Source organism: Streptococcus suis (genome assembly GCF_046032515.1).
GTDB lineage: Bacteria > Bacillota > Bacilli > Lactobacillales > Streptococcaceae > Streptococcus > Streptococcus suis_AL.
Genome location: NZ_JARQPJ010000006.1, coordinates 1 through 21,609, shown reverse-complemented (window position 1 = coordinate 21,609; position 21,609 = coordinate 1). Strand labels below are relative to the sequence as shown.

Genomic DNA, 21,609 nt, shown 5'->3' with positions numbered 1-21,609 from the left:
TCACAAAAAAGTCTTAGTATTAGACTAGTTTACTTGAATTTAGAAAGAGGATAGGGGTTGTTTTTGCTGGCCCTGGTCATCGAAGTTACTATCCTTTAGCCAGTTTTCAAGGGCACGCTTGCGGTCGGGCCATTCGTGGTCTAATAGAGAAAACCAGGCGGTATCCCGATTGCGTTCCTTATAGACTAGAGCCTGACGGAAGGTGCCTTCGTAGATAAAGCCCAGACGTTTGGCAGCAGCCTGACTGGCTTGGTTGAGCGAATCGCATTTCCATTCGTAGCGTCGATAGCCCAGTTCTTCAAACACATAGTTCATGAGAAGATAGTGGGCTTCTGTCGCCTGTCGGGTCCGTTGCAGTTGAGGAGAAAAGATGACCCAGCCCACTTCAATGCTACGATGGTTGGTATCTATTCGCATGAGTGCAAAGGTTCCGACTGCCTGATTGGTTGCTTGGTCAATGATGGCAAAATAATAGGGGTCGGTCGAGTTCAAAAGAGTCTGGAAATAGGCTTGAAAAGAGTCACGGTCTGCAAAGGGCTCAAGGGCCAGATAGGTCCAATCGGCTTTTTTAGCACTCGGTCCATAAAACTGATAGAGATCATCTGCATGCTGGAGACCAAGCATTTCTAAGCGGACTGTGTGTCCTTGTATAGTCTCCAGACTTGGTCGCTCACCACTGGTGTAATGTGGCAAGGGCATACCAATTTCTTGACCGAATGAATTGATAGGCATAGTTTCCTTCTAATAATGTAAACTTCCAGCCACCCAGCCAGTTGCAAGACAGTAGGTGATATTAAAGCCACCGGTATGGGCGTTGATGTCCAAGACCTCACCTGCAAAGTGGAGGCCAGGGATTTTCTTACTTTCCAAGGTTTTGGGATTGATTTCCTTGAGGTCAACGCCACCCTTGGTCACAAAGGACTTGGCCAGGGACATCTTGCCTGTAATCTTGATAGGTAAGGCTTTGAGGAGGGTGACCAGTTCAGTCAGGTCTTTTTGGGAAACTTGTTTGACCTTGCAGTCGTAGTTCTCCGCGAAAAAGTCTGCTAGGCGGTCTGGCATGAGTTCTCGGAGGGCATTCTTGACGGATTTTTCCCTGTTCTTTTCTAAATGCTCAAACAGATCTTGGTCAGAATGGGTCGGCAGAGCATCGAGAAATGCGGTTTCGCCGCCTTTGACAAAACTAGACAGACGAAGAGCAGCGGGCCCCGACAGGCCAAAGTGGGTAAAGAGCAGGTCGTGGGTGATGACGTGCTTGCCGTAGGTCAGGGTGACGTCGTCCAGGGAAATGCCTTGAAGCTTCTTGTGGGGGAAGTCGGTCAGGACAGGGCTTTCTGCGGCTTCAATCTCCGTGACTTCAAGCTTGAAATGGCGGGCAATGTCGTGTCCAAAACCGGTCGAGCCAGTGGAAGGATAGGTCTTGCCACCGGTGGTGACAATGAGCTGTGGAGCTGTGAAGGTCTCCTCGCTGGTCTTGATATGGAAGAGGTCGTCCATCTTGCGGACGGACACCACCTCAGTCCCTGTACGGATGTCCACGCCATTTTCCAGCATCTTCATCTCCAGGCATTTGATAATGGTCTGGGAACGATCGGTGGTCGGAAAGACACGACCGTGGTCCTCCACCTTGAGCTTGACCCCATTTTCCTGAAAGAAATTCATGATGTCATGGTTGTCAAACTGGGAGAAGACGCTGTAAAGAAAGCGGCCGTTTCCTGGAATGCCAGCTAGTAGGTCTTCCAGTGTGCCGTTGTTGGTCACATTGCAACGTCCGCCGCCTGTGCCAGATAGTTTCTTGCCCAAACGCTTGTTTTTTTCAAGGAGGAGGGTCTTCTTGCCGTAAAAGCTGGAAGAAATCGCAGCCATCATGCCAGCAGGCCCCGCTCCGATAATAATGGTATCTACTGTATTCATGCCTTTATTGTATCATATTTTCATCAAGAAAGTAGTTTGAGTCTTTGCTATGATTTGTGGAGTTTTTCCTTGAGATAGAAGAGGACGATTGTAGAGTGAAGGGAGTATAATGAGACTGAGGAAGTCTAGTTTTTATTAGATGTCCAATCTGTAAATTAAAGGAAAATAGGTGGTAGCATGGCAGGCGAGCAAAGAGAGTATCGTTTTCTAGAAGGTTTTTTGTGGGGCTCCTCCACTTCAGGCCCTCAAAGTGAAGGAAGCGCTGCTGGTGATGGAAAGGGGTGGAATAACTGGGATTACTGGTACAGTCAGGAACCTGAGCTCTTTCACCAGCAAATAGGACCGGAACAAACATCGACTTTCTATGAACATTTCCAGTCAGATTTGGATTTGTTGGTGGAAACAGGTCATAGTATTTTTCGCACCTCTATACAGTGGTCACGTCTGATTCCGGAAGGGATAGGCGAGGTCAATCCGCAAGCTGTGGAGTTTTATAGGGCTGTATTTGCAGGTATTCGAGAGCGCGGAATAAAGCTTTTGGTCAATCTTTATCATTTCGATTTGCCTTATGTCTTGCAGGAAAAGGGGGGCTGGGAAAATAAGGAGATTGTCTGGGCCTATGAGGCTTATGCTCGCCAGTGTTTCAGTCTCTTTGGAGATCTGGTGGATCATTGGATTACCTTTAATGAACCCATTGTTCCAGTAGAATGTGGCTATCTAGGTAATTACCATTACCCTTGCAAGGTGGATGCCAAGGCAGCTGTGGTCGTAGCGTATCATACTCAACTGGCTAGTTCTTTGGCTGTTCGGGCCTGTCACCAACTACACCCAGACCACAAAATTTCCATTGTTCTCAATCTTACTCCTGCCTATCCAAGAAGTCAGAGTCCAGAAGATTTACAGGCAGCGCGGATTGCTGAGCTATTTCAAACGAGAAGCTTTTTGGATCCATCTGTTTTGGGACAATACCCGAGGGAACTGGTTGACATTCTTGAAAAACACGGTTTACGTCCAGAAACCACAGAGGAGGAATTGACCATTATCAAAGAAAATAGGGTTGACTTCTTGGGGGTGAATTATTACCAGCCCCTGCGCGTGCAGGCTCCTTCAGAAGATGGATGGAACGGAGAACCTACTTTCCTATCCCAATATTTCCAGCCTTATGATAAGCTTGACAAGAAAATCAATCCCCATAGAGGCTGGGAAATTTACGAAGAAGGGTTATATGACATTGCCAAAAATATCCAGGAAAACTATGGGAATATCGAATGGTTGGTAACGGAGAATGGCATGGGAGTCGAAGGGGAGGATGTTTTTGAAGAAAATGGCATGATTCAGGATGACTATCGGATTCACTTCATGGAAGACCATTTGATTCAGCTCCATCGAGGTATTGATGAAGGGGCGAACTGTAAGGGCTATATGGTCTGGACTTTTATTGACTGTTGGTCTTGGTTAAATGCCTATAAAAATAGATACGGTTTGGTCTCGCTTGACCTCCAAACACAGAAACAAACTATAAAAAATAGGGACATTGGTTCAAGCAAGTAAGTGAAGAGAACGGATTTACAAGATAGCTAGAGGGTGATAGTCTTGTTTTGGAAATCTCCCATAATTTGACAGAACTTGGGCTTTTGTGGTAATATTTTAATGATACAAACTATGAGAAATGTAAGTACCGAGGATATTATGGGAATCGAAAAAACAGTCAGTGAGTTAGCTGAAATTTTAGGAGTGAGCCGGCAGGCTATGAATAATCGCGTCAAATCACTTCCTGAAGAATTTGTAGATAAAAATGACAAGGGTGTGACCGTTGTAAATCGTGCTGGCTTGATTAAGTTGGAGGAAATCTACAAAACAACCATTTTTGAAGATGAGCCGATTAGTGATGAAGTCAAGCATCGTGAATTGATGGAAATTTTAGTTGACGAGAAAAACGCTGAAATCATCCGCTTATATAGTCAATTAAAAGCCAAAGATAAGCAACTTGCCGAAAAAGATGAGCAACTCAAGGTCAAAGATGTGCAGATTGCTGAGAAGGATAAACAGTTGGATCAGCAACAGCAATTGACACTAAAAGCTATGGCCGATAAGGAAGTTCTCAAGTTGGAATTGGACGAAGTTAAAGCACAGGCAGAAGAAGTGCAAGCTAAAGGCTTCTTTGCACGTTTATTTGGGAAATAGATAAGTAAAAAATCAAGCTCTTAGGAACTTGATTTTTTCTTTTGTTCTAGCCATTCTTCTCTCAGAATTCCATATTTGATAGAATCATGATAATGCCCTTGCCAGTATCGAACCTTGCGGATATGGGCTTCTTTGGTCATGCCTAATTTTTCTGCGGTTCTCATCATGCCCTTGTTGCCAGACCAGGTAGTGAGCCCGATGTGTTCTAATTCTGTAAATTGCTGGAAAATGGTATCAATCCAGAGTTGGAGAGCAGCTGTGCCATATCCTTTTCCCCAGACCTTATCGTCATAGATTTCAATCCCGATTTCGAGCCAGCGTGTTGGCTGGCACTCCCAGTAATAGCTCACAAATCCAATAGGCAGCTGATCCACTAGGATTGCTCTGACACAATCTTTTTGTAACCACTGGTAGAGTTCAAGTGCTTGAAAATCTTCAAAAGTGGCGCAGGCCTGGTAGTCATCAAAATAGGGAGCTGCAAATTCCTTCCAGCGAGGTGCAGCTTCACGATGGCCAATCTTCCAAAGTGTATGCAAATAATCTTCAGTCATCGGTGCAATTCTAATCATGAGACCCTCCTTTATTTTTCTAGTCTAGCATATTTGACGAAGGCTTGCAATTCCTGTCAGAATATGGGACACTAGAATCATGAAAAAGATACAACGTGAATTTCAAAAAATATATTACAACTTAGACAAGATTCTTTTGCTCTTTTTTACCCTGTTTACCTTTATGGAATTTGTTTGGATACCGCTCAATTCATGGATTTCTGAGGGACTCTTAGCTATGACAGGGCATGCCTACCTTTCACCGACGAATTTGTTGTCGGTGTTTGCTGAAAATCCGCTCGTAACAGGCTTGTTTATTCTCCTCTTTTTTGTCAACCTTGCCATTGCCTATCTAGAATTAGCTCTATTGTTCACAGGGGTTTGGCAACTGTTGGATGAAAAAGTCAAGCACCTCCCCGACTATTTACGGGATGTACGAGATAGTATGGTGGCGATTATCCGTCACAGCAGCCTACCAAAGGTTTTATTTCTCCTCTTTTACTCAGTTATTCTTCTCCCGTCTTTACGACGGGTATTAAATATCTATTATTTTAATAAAATCGTAGTACCCCAATTTATCGTAGATTACCTATCCAACACAGTCTGGCTAGGAATATTGATTTTGTTCTTTCTCCTCTTGTTCTTCTGGCTCGCATCACGCTTTATGTACGCTCTGCCGAACATTTACTTTGAACACAGGAGTGTAAAGGAATCCATCGCTTATTCTTGGAAGAAGACCAGGGGAAGAAAACAAGTCAGTTCCTTTTTCCGTCTGATTTGGCTGGTCACTTTTCCAGTCCTCCTATTCACAGGAATAGGGATATTGCTCTATCTAGTGCAACTAGTGGCTGAACCTTATCTACCAGACACAGGCCCTTCATATTGGCTGGCAGTTGTTTGTTATGCAATCCTAAAATTAGCCTACTACGGAGTAGTTGCACTCTTTATGATGGGATTTGTAAGTCTCTTAACAGAGAAACAATTGCCAAACTACCGCCGTAAACGCCTCCGTCATCGCCTGCGATTGGCAATTTTGCTAGTATCTAGTCTGGTATTCGGTACACAAGGAGCGCTTGCACTCTACTATCCCTTCGATACCCTGCCAGTTACCATTTCCCATCGCGGTGTTGACAATGGCAATGCTGTCCAGAACTCTATCGAGGCCCTAGAGAAAACCTCTCAGCTCAAGCCAGATTATATTGAGATGGATGTTCAGGAGACGAAGGACGGTCAGTTTATTGTCATGCATGATACGGATTTATTGGCTTTGACGGGCAATCCCGGAGGTACACATGACTATACTCTTGCAGAGTTGACAGGGATGACTGCATCAGAAAACGGCATGGCAGCTCCAGTTCCTTCTTTTGATGAATATCTTGAAAAAGCGGATGAGCTGGGACAGAAATTATTGGTAGAAATTAAAGTGACCAAGGCAGATTCGCCAAAACTCACCCAGAATTTCTTAAAAAAATACGGTCAACGTTTGATTGCCAAAGGACACCAGATGCAATCATTAGACTACCGTACTATTATCGAAATAAAGCAGTATAGCGAGAAATTAGTATCCTTCTTTATTCTTCCGTTCAACTCTATCTATCCGACGACGGTTGCTGACGGCTATACTATGGAATACACTTCGCTGGATCAAAACTTTATGGTAAAATCTTGGATTCGTGGGAAGTCAGTTTATGCTTGGACACCGAATGAAGAAGAGAGTATGACCAAGATGTTGCTGCTACAAGTGGATGGTATCATCACTGACAATATGACCGAGCTTCAAATTCTGATGGAGGAAATGAAAGAGAATCGACGTTATTCAGACCTCTTTTTCCTGCAATTTCAGTCTTTGATTTATAATTTTGAATAAACAAAGAGACGCGAGGGCCTAGCCCAATCGCGTCTTTTCTGTCTTAAAATGGTAATTTACCTGCAAAGGCACCCAATTTTTTCTGAGTAGCATCGTCAATTTTTGAAAGAGCATCATTGACTGCTTGGATAGTCATATCCTGCAAGGTTTCAAGATCGTCAGCATCCACAACATCAGCCTTGAAGTCGATAGAAACCAATTTCTTATCTCCAGTAAAAGTAGCAGTAACCAAGTCCTGTACAGAGCTACCAGTAAATTGAGTAGCAGCCAACTCAGCTTGGCTCTTCTCCATTTGTTTTTGAAGTTTTTGAGCTTGGCGCATCATGTTTTGCATATTCATCATAAGATTTTTAAGATTCCTTTCGTACCAAGGGGTTAGACCTTGTTTTTAAATTGTCGTTGCCTTATTTTGCCTTATTGTTAAAAATTTTCAAAGGCAGAGGCGTAGTAAATATTATAACATGTTTTATGTAGATAATGCTACCTTCTTAAAATAAGTTATAGTCAGCAATATCGGATATAAATTTGACATATTAATCTATTTTAATTTGACTTTGTAAGCACTTTCTTGTATAATAAAAGAAAACTGGTTATAACCAGAAAACAAGGAGGAGCTATGTTCCGTTTAGCAAAAGAAGAATTAGAAAAATTGGGAGCCTTTATCACAGCGACTGAGATTTACCAACAGCCTGGCTTGTGGAAAGAGGCTCATCAACTATATCTTGACCAGTTGGAGAAGATTGAAGCCTTTCTAACAGCCATCAAGGACAAGCATAACTTTGTTCATGTGATTTTTACTGGTGCAGGGACTTCAGACTTCGTTGGTCAAAGTATTGCCAACTACCTCAACCAAGTCAATGACTTGAAACACATTCGTTTTTCTGCCATTGGTACGGTTGAATTGGTTGGTCGCCCACACGATTATTTACAGGCGGATGTGCCAACAGTTTTGGTATCCTTTGCTCGTTCAGGTAACTCCCCAGAAAGCGTCGCAGCGGTAGAAGTAGCCAAGCAATTGGTTGACCAGCTTTACCAAGTGACCATTACCTGTGCACCAGAGGGCAAATTGGCGATTGCGACTGAGGGGGATGCGGAAAATCTCCTACTCTTGCAACCAGCTGGTTCAAATGACAAAGGCTTTGCCATGACAGGCTCTTATAGCTGTATGGCTCTGACAGCCCTCCTCGTATTCTCTCCAGCCAGTCAAGAAGCAAAAGCTGCTTGGGTTGAGACCATTGCCCGTCTAGGTCAAGATGTCTTGGACCGTGAGGACTATGTACAAGAATTGATTGACCTTGATTTTGAACGAGTGATTTACCTCGGTTCAGGTGGCTTCTATGGTGTAGCTCACGAAGCACAGCTCAAGATTTTGGAATTGACTGCAGGTAAGATTGCGACCATGTACGAGTCCCCACTAGGCTTCCGTCATGGACCAAAATCATTCATCAATGAAAAGACCTTGATTTTCCTCCTTGCATCAAATGATGCTTATACTCGCCAGTACGATGTGGACTTGCTCAATGAGGTTCATGGTGATGGCATAGCAGAGCGGATTGTTGCCTTGTCGGCTGATAAGCTAGCAGGTACAGAGGCAGCTAATTTTGTCTTGGCAGAAGGCGGAGCAGATTTACCAGATGTCTTCCTAACCTTCCCTTACATCATCTTTGCCCAAACAGTATCTATCATGGCAGCTATCAAATGCAAGAATCTACCAGATACACCATCCCCAACAGGTACCGTCAACCGTGTGGTACAGGGTGTGATTATACATCCACTACCATAAACAAGGTATCAAAAGAGCTTCCGCAAGGGGAAGCTCTTTTTTAATATGGTAAATGAAGGCTAGACTGCTCCAAATCAAGAGAAATGGTCCAGTTGTTATTATCCCGAACAGTACACTCAAAGTCGGTTGTATAGAGAATCAGCTCCAGCACATCGCCTTTTTTCAATTGGTAAATAGTCGGTTGTAGTTTCCAGCTTAGGTCCATCCACTGGTCTGGCACCACTTCCTCAACAGTCATTAGGTCGGTGCGGTTCTGCAGGTTCATAAAGCCCTTGGTTACCAAGCGTTGCGGCATATCCACATAAGGCAACTCCAGCAGATTTTCTTGGGCATGGTAACGACCGTTATCCAGGCTCAATCTTGCTTTAGGCGCAGGGATTGGGGCTAGGCGTTTTTTATTTCCCTTGTCCAATAGCTGAGCAGATAAGAGGCCTTTAGCCACACTGGATGCGACACGGAGTTTCAGAGTGACCTGTCCGTTAATCAGGATATCCTCCGTCATAGGTAGTTCCATGCTGATTTGATTGGCCTTGCCTGTATAGAGGTCTTGGTGGAAACTTGGATAGGCCTTGCCGTAGCGATCAAAATCTTCTTGGGCATACTGATTGGAAATAGTCTGGCTTCCTGTTCCCAGTGGCAAGACAGCCTCGTTTTCACCGCCAAAGGTTTCTAAGGTCGTCCAGGTTTGCTCACCGCTGTTGTCCTGCCAGATGACCGTTGGCAGTTGATAGTTATTCTCGTAGCCCAGCAGTTTTTGACTGAGCAGGACGTTCATGGACTCACGGAAGTCGATGGACTGCCAGTTGTTCATATACACGTGGGCACCGTTGTGGAAGAAGAGATGCTTTTTGATGTGACTTGGCAGGGCATGGAACATATTCCAGACGTGGATTGGCTTGACATTCCAGTCCTGTGAGCCATGGGTAAAGACCACCTCACACTTGACCTTATCAGCGTGGAGCAGGTAGTTGCGGTCCTGCCAGTATTGGTTGTAGTCACCGCTGGTGCGGCCCAGGGCAGCTCGTTCGGTAGCTAAGCCTTTTTCATAGGCTGCTTTATTGCGGAGGAAGTCGCCTGCTTGTAGACTTTTCGAGTAGGTCAGGGCGGTCAAGCTGTCCAAATCTTCGCCTGGATAGCCGCCAGGGCTGGTCACCAGCCCGTTTTCACGGTAGTAGTCATACCAAGAGGAAATCCCCGCTTCTGCGATGACGACTTCCAATCCGTCCACGCCAGTTGTTGCCAAGGCATTGGACATGGTGCCGAGATAAGAAAGTCCCGTCGTCGCCACCTTACCATTGGCCCAATCGGCCTTGACCTCAATCGAGCGAGTGTGGTCTGTGTAGGCCTTGGTGCGACCGTTCAGCCAGTCAATCACCGCTTTGTAGCCCTCAACCTGCTGGTAGTCGCCAGATGTCATGTAGCCAGTCGAGCCCAGCGTGCCGACACCAGACACATGAAGGCTGGCGAAACCACGAGCGAGGAAGTAGTCATTGAGGGAGTATGAAGTAATGTGGCCCAGTTTTTCGGTGGCAGGGCTGACAGGAAGGTCCCGCTGGTCCAAGTCTAGCTTGGTGATGCTGGTCTGCTTGACCTCGATGGTGCCAGCTGGTTTTTCTGCCAGCTCTCCTTCCATCTTGTGCAGGGCCTTATCGCTAGCTACATCGTTAACTCCTTGATGATAAGGACTGTTGGTAATCACTGCAGGGATTTTTCCGTTAAAGTGCGGACGGAGAATGGACAGCTTAACAATATCTGTCTGCCCAGTCCCAGCCGTATCGACAGGTGTTTCGACATAGACCACCTCACGAATGAGGTTTTTTGTTGAAAAGGTCGCTAGCGATTTACCGTTGAAGAAGTGGTAGCGATTGTCCTCTGGGATTAGGTCGTCACTGACCAGCTGGTCAATCAAGGTATTTCCAGACTTGGTGCGGGTAGCGAGCAGCTGGTAGAGGTTGTCGATGATATCTCCATAGACAATAGGAAATTGGCTAGCCTCGCGGAATTCTTCCACATCTGTGTAATCCACACCAGGCACAAAGCCCAGCAACTGAAAGGCCACTTGATAGAAAATCAGGTCTGTCAGCTCACGGTCAGACTGGAAGAAGGTCAGTAGGTCTGTATTCCAATCCGCAATCATGTTGGACAGGGAAAAGTCGGTGTTGGCTGTCAGGAAATGGCACTTTCTGACAAAGGTTTCTAAATTTGTCTTACTACTTGCATTAGGAATCAGTTGAAATCCTAGAGCATCAAGCTCTTGCAAGTAGACGGAGGTCTCTTTTTTTATAAAAGAAAATTGATTAAAGCGCATAAATTCTCCTCTTTTTTAGGATAATAGTCTATAATAGCTATTATATCTGATAAGCTAGTGTTTGTCTAAAAATTATCCGTATATATAAAGATATTAATGTATAAAACGACGATACAATTAGTTGTAAAATGACGAAATTTTTAATACAATATTGTAGAATGACTGAGGAGTGAAATGTATCGTGTTGAGAAAAAATGATGCTATAGTCCCTGTTTTACGTATTAATAATAGGGCTATTAACCAAGGATTTTTAGAAAAAAATCTAGGAATGAGAACCAAGCTAGAAGATGGTCCTTTTGCTGATTTTGGAGATAGAACAAGTCCAGAAACGAAGCTCGTTTTGACAGAATCTCCTGGTAATCGCACCCGTGCTGTCGAAGGGCTTAAAAAATTGAATAAAATTGTGATAAAAGTAGACAATGCCTCTGAAATTGAAGCTTTACTGGCGCAAGGGTCACAGTATAGTAAGCTCTACCAAGGAAAAAATGGTTATGGTTTTGAAGCTGTGTCGCCAGAAGGAGACACCTTCCTTTTACATGCAGAAGCATCTGTTGATGACCTAAAAGCAATCCTTCCGCCTGTTCCATTTAAGGTGCAGGATGACTTTTCTGGTCTGACTGCTTTTACAGTAGAGTCTATTTGGATTAATACCCCACAGGCTAGTATCAGTCAAGACTATTATGAGGCTATCCTACCTCAACAAGCCTTTTTGCATTTTGTTGGAGCAGAAGGTAAGGATTTATTAACTCCCGCAGAACAAGTTTGGGATTTAGAAGGCTTGCGTTTTCCCGTCGAGCAGGACTTTGATTGGACGCATTTGGAAAGCCAGTCAGAGGGTCCGTTCTTTAAAGATAAAAAAGCAAGCTTTATTCAAACGGTTGACCCAAGTGGTATTGAATTGTGGTTCGAAAAATGAGACAAGCGATTTTAGACAAGATTTCAGAGCAGATTGGGCAAGGAGTCTATCCTGGTGCCAGTCTGGCTCTTTTTTCTAAGGGGCAGTGGCTGGAGTACTATCTGGGGACTCAGGATGGGCATACGCCAGTTGAGGCGGGTTTGACCTATGATTTGGCGTCTATTTCCAAGGTGGTTGGAGTAGGGACTCTTGCGACTTTTTTGGTTAACAGCGGAGCTTTGGAGCTCGATAGGACCTTGCAGTCTTATTATCCTGCTTTTGCGGATAGTCAAGTCACCATTCGGCAATTATTGACCCATACTAGTGGTATCGACCCCTTCATTCCCAATCGGGATAGTCTGGATGCCGACCAGCTCAAGGAAGCGATTTTGAAGATTACTGTGACGGACAAGAAAGCTTTCCTCTACACAGACATTAATTTTCTCTTGCTAGGCTTTTTGTTGGAGGAACTGGGTGGAGCAAGTCTAGAACAGCTAATCAGACGAGGTGTTCTAGAGCCCTTTGGCATGTCCCAAACCTCTTATGGACCAGTCAGTCAGGCGGTGCCGACAGTGCGTGGCGTGAAAGCGGGTCTGGTACATGATCCCAAGGCGCGTGTCCTAGGCCTCCACGCGGGAAGTGCAGGTCTCTTTTCGACCGTCAAAGATTTGGAAATCTTTTTGGAGCGCTATCTGACGGCTGACTTTTCGGCGAATTTAACGCAGGATTACGGTTTTGATGATAAGCGCAAGCGGTCTCTGGCTTGGGATAAGAAGGGGGACTGGTTGTCGCACACAGGCTATACGGGGACCTTTATCATGTATAACCGTCCCTTGCAGAAAGCTGCGATTTTTCTCTCGAATCGTACTTTTGATAAGGATGAGCGGGCCCAGTGGAAGTTGGATAGAAACCAGGTCATGGTCTTGATTCGTCAGGTCATGGAGGAAGAAGAGGCTATTGACTAATATAGTCATTTGAATTAACTTTGATACATCGTCGCTTTCGGCTTGCCGTACTCTACGAAAGTGACTTGCTTCGCAGGTCTTATTTCCAACCTAGAACAGCCTTTATGCTGTTCTAGCAACCTGCACCTCAGTTCCTTGTCTGAAAGCTAATTCATTCGACTATAACTATCCTTCCGCAACACTCAGTAGATTTTTCGACATAGTAAAAGGACTTGCATGTGCAAGTCCTTTTGTTTTTGTTTGATTAAGCTTGGCCTGAAACTTCAGCAGCGTGGTCGTCCATTGAAAGAACTTCGTGGAAGACACGTTGTGTCAATTCAGTTTTTTGCTCTTTAGTGAGGTATTTAGTGTTTACGCAGTATCCAGAGATACGAACGATAACGTCCTCACCAGCCATGATCTTGTCGTACACATCGTTCAAGTCCATAACGTTCAAGTTGACGTGTTGACCACCTTGCTCGAAGTAACCGTCAAGGATAGTCACCAAGTTCGCTACTTGCTCATCGAAGGTCTTACCAAGAGCTTTTGGAGAAACCTGAGTTGTCAATGAGATACCGTCGTTGGCATGTTTGAAGTTGAGTTTAGAAAGAGTATTCAAGTTTTGCAACCAACCACCACGAGATTTAGAAGTTGGGTTAGCACCTGGTGGGAAGAATTCCACTTTAGAAGTGTTAACAGAACCATCTTCGTTGAGGAATACACCGCGGTGAACTGGTGAGTTAGCTGTTTGTTTAGAGTAAGCAACGTTTGAAGTAATTGTCAAGATAGACACAGTTGCTTCAGCATTCTTGTACAATTTGTGCTTGTTCAAGCGAGAGAAGAATGCTTCCATGAGCCATTTCGCGATGTCATCTACACGGTCGTCATCCTCACCATAACGTGGGAAGTCGCCAGTTACTTCGTAATCGTAGATGAAGCCATCTTCGTCACGGATTGGTTTCACTTGTGCGTACTTGATAGCAGACAAGGAGTCAACAGTATTTGCGAAGCCACAGATACCGAAGCCCATGTTTGCACGAAGGTGAGTTGGCAAGAAGGCCATTTGAACTGCTTCATAGTTGTACTTGTCAGTCATGTAGTGGATGATGTTCATTGCATCTACATAAGTGTCAGTCAACCAGTCAAGGGCTTTTTCAAAGTTGGCAATAACTTGATCGTAGTCAAAGATTTCAGAAGTATTTGGTTCAACCCCATCGAACACTTTGTAATCTTTGTGAACATCGTCGTAGCCGTTGTTCCAGCTTGAAAGAAGAGCTTTAAGAACGTTAACACGAGCACCGAAGTACTGAATGTTGTGGCGTTGGTCTTCGCTTTCTGGATCAAGTGGAGATACACAGCAAGAGATACATGACATTTCGCCATAACCATCTTTCGCCATTGTTGTCACACCTTCGTATTGGATAGAAGAGTGTTTGTGGCTCATTGCCATACAGTAGCGACGGAATGAATATGGAAGTTGGTCTGACCAAAGAACTGTCAAGTTTGGTTCTGGAGAGTTACCGATGTTGTCAAGTGTGTTCAAGAAACGGTAGTCCATCTTAGTAACACGGTGACGACCATCGTTACCCATACCTGCCATAGATGTTGTCAAGAATGTTGGGTCACCAGAGTAGATTTCGTCGAAGGCTTTTGTACGAGCAAATTTCACTGTACGAAGTTTCAATACGAAGTCATCGACAAATTCTTGGATTTCAGATTCGGTAAATGTACCGCGAGCCAAGTCGCGTTCTGCGTAGATATCAAGAACGATTGGGACACGACCGAGAGAAGTTGCGGCACCGTTGATAACACGGCAGACTGCCATGAAGGCAATGTTTGTCCATTGGATCGCTTCTTTCGTGTTCATCGCAGGTTTGCGCACATCAACACCATAGTGATCACCTAAGCGTACAACTTGTTGCAATGCTTGGTATTGAAGGTTGATTTCTTCACGAAGACGGATTGATTCTTCATCAATTTCAGTAATCGCATTCCAGTCAGCTACTTTTTCTTCCATCAAGTAGTCTGCACCGTAGAGAGCCAAACGAGCGTACATACCGATGATACGGCCACGTGAGTAAGCATCTGGAAGACCAGAAACGTGGTGTGAGTGACGAGCACGGCGGATGTCAGCTGTGTAGGCACGGAAGATACCGTCGTTTACAGTTGTAGCGTGTTTTGTATAGATTTCATGAAGAAGTGGGTCTGGAGTATAGCCGTTCTCGATAAGTGTTGTTTCAGCCATACGAATACCACCACGTGGCATGAAGTTAAGTTTGAAGAGCTCATCGTTTTGGATACCAAAGATGAGTTCGTTCTCTTTATCAATGAAACCTGCTGGGATGTCAGCGATAGAAGTAGCACGATCTACGTCCATTGGGAAACGAGTATCCTCGTAACCAGCTTTAGTTTCTTCAATGATTTTTTTGATATGAAGTGAACGCTCAGTTGGGCCTGCGAGGAAGCTTTCATCTCCATCGTATGGAGTGTAGTTGGCTTGAACGAAGCGTGTTACACTTGCCTTATCTTGCCAATCTGTACCTTTAAAGCCTTCCCAGGCTTGGGCGAAAATGTCTTCAGCAACATTTTTTGTTTTAACTTTTGTTGACATGAGGGTTCTCCTTTAAGATATTGTTACTTTTCACATATTTTAGTATATCATATGTAAGCACTTTCTTCAAGACAAAACACTGAAAAATAAATTGGAATTTTTTCCAAGTAGTGGAATATAAATCCAATAATCCAGTCATCGGTCTCTCAAGTCATCATTATATTAAAATATTTAACAACAGTCAAATATAATGGATTGATATATTGACAAAGAAAGCGCTATCATGTAGAATGTATGTGTATATTATATTAATAACAAAAGATAAAAAGGAGGCAGACGATGAGAGCTTACTCTAAGGAATTATTTTCTAAGAAGAATAGATATTCAATTAGAAAATTGACAGTAGGTGCGGCGTCAGTTATCGTAGGAATTTCTCTATTTTCAGGTGGAACAGTATTGGCAGAGGGAACAGCGCTTGCCGATACTCCTGTTGATACGATAGAAAACAACGATGTTAGCAATACAAATGAAGGAGTTGTGGATCAAGATAGCTCCCAAACAGACGAGGTAGTTGCTACGGATATAGAAGCAGTACGGACGGAATTGAATTTTGCCCAGTCAGAATCTCAAGAAGTCGCTGCGGAATGGACGCCAACTTCTACACCGGCTGGTACAGTTGAGGTGGTTGAAGAAGAAGGAATTCGTTACAACCGCTTGTCCTCTGTTGCAGGTCAGGACAATTCGACAAATATCGGAACATTTGAAAATTCTGACTTGAAGATGAATGCAGATGGCAGTGCGGAGGTATCATTGTCATTTGTAGAACGTTCTGAACCAGAAAAGGCTCGCTTTGGTGTTTATCTCAATCATACTGATCAAAATAAACATGTCTTAGTCGGATATGATAAAGGTGGTTGGTTCTGGGAGTACAAGTCTCCAAGCGGAAGCACATGGTACCAAGGGCAACGGGTACCTGCTCCTGAAAGAAATGTTCTCTATGAATTAAGTGTTAACCTGACATCTACTGGGGAAATTTCTGCATCTATTATTTCAGATTCCATGACTGAAGCTCAGGAATTATTTGCTGCCAAGCAAATTCCTGAAGCAGCTTGGAATGACTTGAAGAATACACGCTCAGCAAAATTAAAAGTAACTAGCCGTGATGCTGACCGTACAGTGGTAGATATTGTTGCTAAAAACCAAGAAGGAGTTTCAGAAACTGCTAGCCAGCCAACAACGAATGCCACAACTGGTACAGGAGAGACGAATACACCTACGCCAACACCGACTGATATCCAACCAGACTGGAGATCTACTTCAGCTATCAAAGGAACAGTTGCCATTAAGGAAGAAGGTGGAGTTCGTTACAATGCACTTTCTTCAACGACACAAAACAATAATGGAGATAGCATTGCCGTCTTTGAAAAAGCTGGATTGGAAGGTAGTCCAGAAGGCAATGTCAATCTAAACTTGGAGTTTGTAGAGCGTTCTGAAAATAACCAAGGCCGTTTTGGAGTCTTTGTCAAATACAAAGATGTTAACAACTTCCTCTTTGTTGGATATGATAATTTAGGATGGTTCTGGGAGTACAAGGTTAACGGTACAGGAAACTGGTTACGTGAACGGACAGTCACTACATCTCCTGTAAAAGATAGTAAAAATACTTTATCGATTTCATACAAATCAGATGGGCAGTTGAATGCTACAAACAATGATATACAGTTGTTTGACACACTAAACTTGGAAACAGCTGTGAAAGAAGCCTTGTCAGCTGAAAAACGAGTTGCTTTGAAATTAGGTACATTTGGTCAGCAATTAACCAAGGTTGATATAAAAGCAGATGACCAAACAGGTGTGACCCCTGCAGATGAAAAAGAAGAAACACCTACAACAGCTTTTGTGGTCAATGATGCGGCAGTTGCCTATGATGAACTCAATTCGGGTGAATTGACTGCCAAGATTGACCGAGCCTTCCCACGTGTTAGAGAATATACCTTCAACGGGAACAAGGTATTTGGACAAGTTCATTCTCTCAATTCACTACGCATCAACAATGTGAAAGTGACGCCAACCGTTACCTATAACAAAGTTGACGACAAGACCGCTCACTATGTCTTGGATGTTGTGGATGAAGCTAACAAAATCAACGCTTCTATCAAAGTTCAAATCAAGGTAGAAGGTAAAGAACTTCACTTTGATGTTTTGGAAGTTAATAACCGCAACCAAGTGACCTATGGAGCAGAGATTGATGATGTTGCCAAGTTGATCCAAACCATTGCTTTTGATGAAAATAATTTGGTTTCAGTCGCTAGCCATCAAACCGATGCAAAATTTGATGGAAGCCGCATGTCGACCCACACCCATCGTACAGGTGATGAGCATATTCAATTGCAAGATGGTGTGAATTACCAACGTCAAGGATACATGTATGGCTTTGTTTCAACAGATCAATTTGCGGCAGCAGTTTGGAGTAATTCACAAAATAGCTATGGTGGTGGTGCAAGTGACTTTACACGCTTGACAACAAATAGCCACCGATATACTGTTGATGGTGAAACTGGTGTTCATCTAGGAATTGCTTCCTCTCCATGGAGATGGGAGGGAGCCCACAACGGTGTCGTTTACCCAGAATATACTCTCGAATTGCCAAGTGCAAAAGTAGTTTTTGCAGCTGATGTAAACAATGATAATAAGGTAGACTGGCAAGATGGGGCTATAGCTTACCGTGACATCATGAACAATCCAAAAGGGCATGAATATGTACCGGAACTGGTAGCTTACCGTATTGCTATGAACTTTGGATCACAGGCTCAAAACCCATTCTTGATGACCTTGGATGGTATTAAGAAAATTGCCCTTCATACAGATGGCTTGGGACAAAGTATCCTCTTGAAAGGTTATGGTAGTGAAGGTCATGACTCTGGTCACTTGAACTATGCAGATATTGGTAAACGTATCGGTGGCACAGAAGACTTCAAGACTTTGATTGAAAAATCGCAACCATATGGCGCAAAATTAGGTATTCACGTTAATGCATCTGAAACCTATCCAGAATCCAAATACTTCTCTGAAGAAATTCTTCGTCGTCACGCAAATGGCGAGTACGTTTATGGTTGGAACTGGATTGATCAAGGTATCAATATCAGTGGTCACTACGATTTGGCTCACAACCGTCTGAAACGTTGGGAAGATTTGAAGAAAGAATTGGGCGACGGCTTAGACTTTATCTATGTCGATGTATGGGGTAACGGCCAGTCTGGTGGCGAAAATGCTTGGGAAACCCATATTCTTTCTAAGGAAATCAATATGCAGGGTTGGAGAAATGCCTTTGAATGGGGCTATGCAGGTGAGTATGACTCGACCTTCCAACACTGGGCAGCAGATTTGACCTACGGTGGCTACACTCTGAAAGGTATCAACTCTAATATCGCCCGCTTCATCCGTAACCACCAAAAAGATTCATGGGTTGGTGACTATCCTGCATATGGTGGTGCTGCAAACTATCCACTGCTTGGCGGCTACGATATGAAAGATTTCGAAGGATGGCAAGGACGTAGTGACTATAATGGTTACATTACCAACTTGTTTGCCAACAACCTGATGACCAAGTATATCCAACACTTCCAAGTAACCAACTGGAAGAATGGTGACCCTGTTCGTATGAGGGACAACGGTGAGACTTATACTTGGGTACCAGAGATGGAAATCACTTTGAAAGACAAGTCTGACAATACCTTGGTCTTGACCCGTAAGTCAAATGATGTTAACAATGCTGGCTACCGTCAACGGACAGTAACCTTGAATGGTCGTACGATTCAAGATGGAGCAGCTTACTTGGTGCCTTGGAACTGGGATGCGAATGGTAATGACCTGACCAGTGACAAACACAAAATGTACTACTTCAACACTGCTGCAGGCGCTACAACCTGGACCCTCCCATCAGATTGGACTGGTAATAAGGTTTATCTCTACAAACTTACTGAGCTTGGTAAGACAGATGTTCAAGAATTGGCAGTAACAAATGGTCAAATTACCATTCAAGCGGATGCAAATGCGCCGTATGTTCTATATAAATCTCCGCAGACAAATCCAGAGATGTCCTGGAGCGACGGCATGCATATCTATGACCAAGGCTTTAACTCAGGTAAGCTAGACCATTGGACAATTGATGGTGATACTAGCAAGGCTACTTTAGTCAAATCCCAAGGTGCCAACGATATGCTCCGTATCCAAGGCAATACATCCAAAGTAAGTCTTAGTCAAAAATTGACAGGTCTGAAACCAAATACCAGCTATGCAGCTTATGTAGGGGTAGACAACCGCAGTACAGCAAAAGCTAGCATTACAGTCAATACAGGTAGTTCAGAAGTTACAAACTATACAAATGAGTCTATTGCTCTGAACTACGTTAAAGCCTATGCTCATAATACATTGCCACAAAACGCAACGGTTGATAATACAAGTTACTTCCAAAACATGTATGTATTCTTCACAACTGGAGACAATGTGGATAATGTACGCTTGACCCTATCTCGCGATGCAGATGCTGCAGCAACCTATTTTGATGAAATTCGTGTCTTTGAAAATGACTCAACGATGTTTGCAGGTGGTCACAATACAACTGCTGGTACCTTCAAGCAAAACTTTGAGAGTGTTCCGCAAGGTATTTTCCCATTTGTTATCGGTGGTATTGAAGGAGTTGAGGACAACCGTACCCACCTAGCAGAAAAACATGCTCCATACACTCAACGTGGCTGGAATGGTAAGAAGGTGGACGATGTCATTGAAGGCACTTGGTCACTCAAGACAAATGGTCTGACAGCTCGCAATAGTATTGTTTACCAAACTATTCCACAAAACTTCCGCTTTGAAGCTGGCAAGGCCTATCGTGTAAGCTTTGATTATGAAGCTGGTTCCAATGGAACTTATGCCTTTGCTATCGGCGAAGGACGATATAACAATGATGCCGGTAGCCTAACGCTGAATCCATTGAACAATTCATGGGAAGATAGTGATAAGGCTAAGAAAGCAAGTTTCTTAGTTACAGGTGCAGATTCTGGCAATACTTGGGTTGGTATCTTCTCAACACGCCGTGGTGGTGATACTAAGGGAGATACTGGTGGAAATGCCAACTTCCGAGGCTACAATGACTTTATGCTAGATAATCTGGTGATTGAAGAAGTTACCTTGACTGGTCACTTGTTGACAACGGATTACTATAACTTGAATACTCCAGTCTTGAATGAAAACTATACTCAAGAAAGTTTGGCACCGTACAAAGAAGCTTTGTTAGCAGTGTCTGCAGCTCCTGAGGATATTAGTATCGAAGACGCTCGTACCTTGATTGCTACCGCCAATACAGCCCGTCAAAATCTTCAAGTGAAGAAAACAGCGATCACAAACGAAGATATTGGCTTGGCTCAGGCTAATGCACAAGAAGGTGAAGAACTAGCTAAAGCCTTTGATGGCAATCCTTCTACTATCTGGCACACACCATGGAATGGCCGTCATATTAATGAGCCAGCGACAGTTAACCTTCGTAGACCAGTAGACATTCAACGTTTTGAATACGTGCCGAGACAATCAGGCCGTAACGGTATCTTGAAAGCATTGACATTGGTAATTACTGATGATCAAAACGTGGAACATACCTTTACTGGTGCGGATTGGCCAGCAACAAGTGCTACTAAGACAATTGATTTCGGTAAGACAATTGAGGCTAAGAAGATTGTGATTACAGGTACTGCCTCATACGGTGATACTGTAGATCAATTCATGTCCGCTGCAGAATTCCGCTTCTTGACCCCTGTTCAGGAAGAAGCCACCCTTGACAAGGCAGCATATGAAGCAGCCCTTGCGGCCGCACGTTCAGCAGGTAAGACAGCTCTTGTCAAAGAAGTGGAAGACTTTATGGCTTCTGTCGAAGCTGCAAATCTTTTGACAGCAAATATCTTAGATGCTACAGTTGCTCGCTTGAATGCTAGTGAAATACCATCAAACCCAGGCACAGTTGAGCAACCAGTTGATGAGCCAGTCAAACAGGATGAGGACATCGTCACTGCTAAAGGAGAAAGTACCAAAGCAGATCCTCTTCCGTTAGGGGAATTGCCACCGCTTGTGATTGCAAAAGGTGATAGTGTTAAAGCAGAACCATTACCTGCTTTCGATGGAGGCTTAGTTCCTAACTATGCTCCTACAGCAGCTGCTCTTCCAAGTATTGATCCTGCAAGCTTGGCGAAAGAAACTGCTAGTCCAAAACCAGCAAAAGCTACCTCAGCTACTTTACCGCAAACAGGTGAAACAACTGAACAAGGCTTGCTCCTAGCAGCTGGTTTAGTAGGTCTAATGGCTATGGCAACTCGAAGAAGACGCCCAGAGTAGTCGTTTCAGAATAGAATAACATAGCTTGTTCTCCAAATACATTAGAGGTAGGTCTCGGACCTGCCTCTTTTGTATTGTTTATCGAACCTTTTCGCAACCTTATAGCAAAATGGAATTAGAAACAGGACACGTCTAAGTTTATACATTTGAAAATTCTATAGACAATATGTAAAGACCCCCAGTTGAGAATTCGTGGATTTACCTGTACACTAGAATAAAAAAACAATCAACTTC

The 21,609-nt window shown here is 43.8% G+C and carries 12 protein-coding genes and 1 pseudogene; 7 read left to right on the top strand and 6 right to left on the bottom strand.

Translation table 11 applies throughout. The features are described from left to right. Positions 1-39: 39 nt before the first annotated feature. Positions 40-732 carry a GNAT family N-acetyltransferase gene (locus tag P7J49_RS03990; protein WP_408569536.1) on the bottom strand — a complete coding sequence of 231 codons (693 nt, stop codon included), beginning with the start codon at positions 730-732 and terminating at the stop codon, positions 40-42. 9 nt (positions 733-741) lie between these two features. Continuing rightward, positions 742-1,914 carry an NAD(P)/FAD-dependent oxidoreductase gene (locus P7J49_RS03985; protein ID WP_044676191.1) on the bottom strand — a complete coding sequence of 391 codons (1,173 nt, stop codon included), beginning with the start codon at positions 1,912-1,914 and terminating at the stop codon, positions 742-744. 177 nt (positions 1,915-2,091) lie between these two features. Between P7J49_RS03985 and P7J49_RS03980 the strand changes: the two are divergent. Continuing rightward, positions 2,092-3,491 (top strand): annotated as a pseudogene (locus P7J49_RS03980) (glycoside hydrolase family 1 protein). A 112-nt stretch (positions 3,492-3,603) separates the two neighbouring features. Then, positions 3,604-4,098, top strand: coding sequence for a DUF536 domain-containing protein (locus P7J49_RS03975; protein ID WP_012774919.1), 495 nt, complete (start codon positions 3,604-3,606; stop codon positions 4,096-4,098). Positions 4,099-4,118: 20 nt separating this feature from the next. Here P7J49_RS03975 and P7J49_RS03970 read toward each other — a convergent pair whose 3' ends face one another. Beyond that, entirely contained in the window at positions 4,119-4,667 is a 549-nt protein-coding gene (locus P7J49_RS03970; RefSeq protein WP_024378512.1) for a GNAT family N-acetyltransferase, read from the bottom strand. Positions 4,668-4,746: 79 nt separating this feature from the next. Between P7J49_RS03970 and P7J49_RS03965 the strand changes: the two genes are divergently transcribed. Further along, positions 4,747-6,513 (top strand): glycerophosphodiester phosphodiesterase, encoded by a 1,767-nt coding sequence (locus P7J49_RS03965; protein WP_408569533.1) that lies wholly within the window; start codon positions 4,747-4,749, stop codon positions 6,511-6,513. A 43-nt stretch (positions 6,514-6,556) separates the two neighbouring features. On the opposite strand, the gene P7J49_RS03960 is transcribed toward P7J49_RS03965, so the two are convergent. Beyond that, positions 6,557-6,856 (bottom strand): YbaB/EbfC family nucleoid-associated protein, encoded by a 300-nt coding sequence (locus tag P7J49_RS03960; protein WP_125065493.1) that lies wholly within the window; start codon positions 6,854-6,856, stop codon positions 6,557-6,559. A 273-nt stretch (positions 6,857-7,129) separates the two neighbouring features. On the opposite strand from P7J49_RS03960, the gene P7J49_RS03955 reads away from it, so the two are divergent. Beyond that, the gene (locus P7J49_RS03955) at positions 7,130-8,296 is read left to right on the top strand and encodes an SIS domain-containing protein (protein ID WP_408569531.1); all 1,167 of its coding nucleotides are present in this window, start codon (positions 7,130-7,132) and stop codon (positions 8,294-8,296) included. A 40-nt stretch (positions 8,297-8,336) separates the two neighbouring features. On the opposite strand, the gene P7J49_RS03950 is transcribed toward P7J49_RS03955, so the two are convergent. Continuing rightward, entirely contained in the window at positions 8,337-10,604 is a 2,268-nt protein-coding gene (locus P7J49_RS03950; protein ID WP_408569529.1) for a Xaa-Pro dipeptidyl-peptidase, read from the bottom strand. Positions 10,605-10,773: 169 nt separating this feature from the next. Here P7J49_RS03950 and P7J49_RS03945 point away from each other — a divergent pair, with 169 nt between their 5' ends. Together P7J49_RS03945 and P7J49_RS03940 are read left to right on the top strand one after the other, a co-directional pair. Continuing rightward, positions 10,774-11,520, top strand: coding sequence for a CppA N-terminal domain-containing protein (locus P7J49_RS03945; RefSeq protein ID WP_408569527.1), 747 nt, complete (start codon positions 10,774-10,776; stop codon positions 11,518-11,520). Further along, a complete protein-coding gene (locus tag P7J49_RS03940; protein WP_408569525.1) occupies positions 11,517-12,464 on the top strand; it encodes a serine hydrolase domain-containing protein in 948 nt (315 codons plus the stop codon). Before P7J49_RS03945 ends, P7J49_RS03940 begins: the two co-directional genes overlap by 4 nt. Positions 12,465-12,708: 244 nt before the next feature. Here the strand turns inward: P7J49_RS03940 and pflB are convergent, their stop codons facing one another. Next, positions 12,709-15,054, bottom strand: a complete 2,346-nt coding sequence (pflB, locus tag P7J49_RS03935; protein ID WP_408569523.1) for a formate C-acetyltransferase — start codon at positions 15,052-15,054, stop codon at positions 12,709-12,711. Positions 15,055-15,333: 279 nt separating this feature from the next. Between pflB and P7J49_RS03930 the strand changes: the two genes are divergently transcribed. Next, positions 15,334-21,375, top strand: coding sequence for an endo-alpha-N-acetylgalactosaminidase family protein (locus tag P7J49_RS03930; RefSeq protein WP_408569521.1), 6,042 nt, complete (start codon positions 15,334-15,336; stop codon positions 21,373-21,375). The last annotated feature ends 234 nt before the right edge of the window (positions 21,376-21,609 follow it).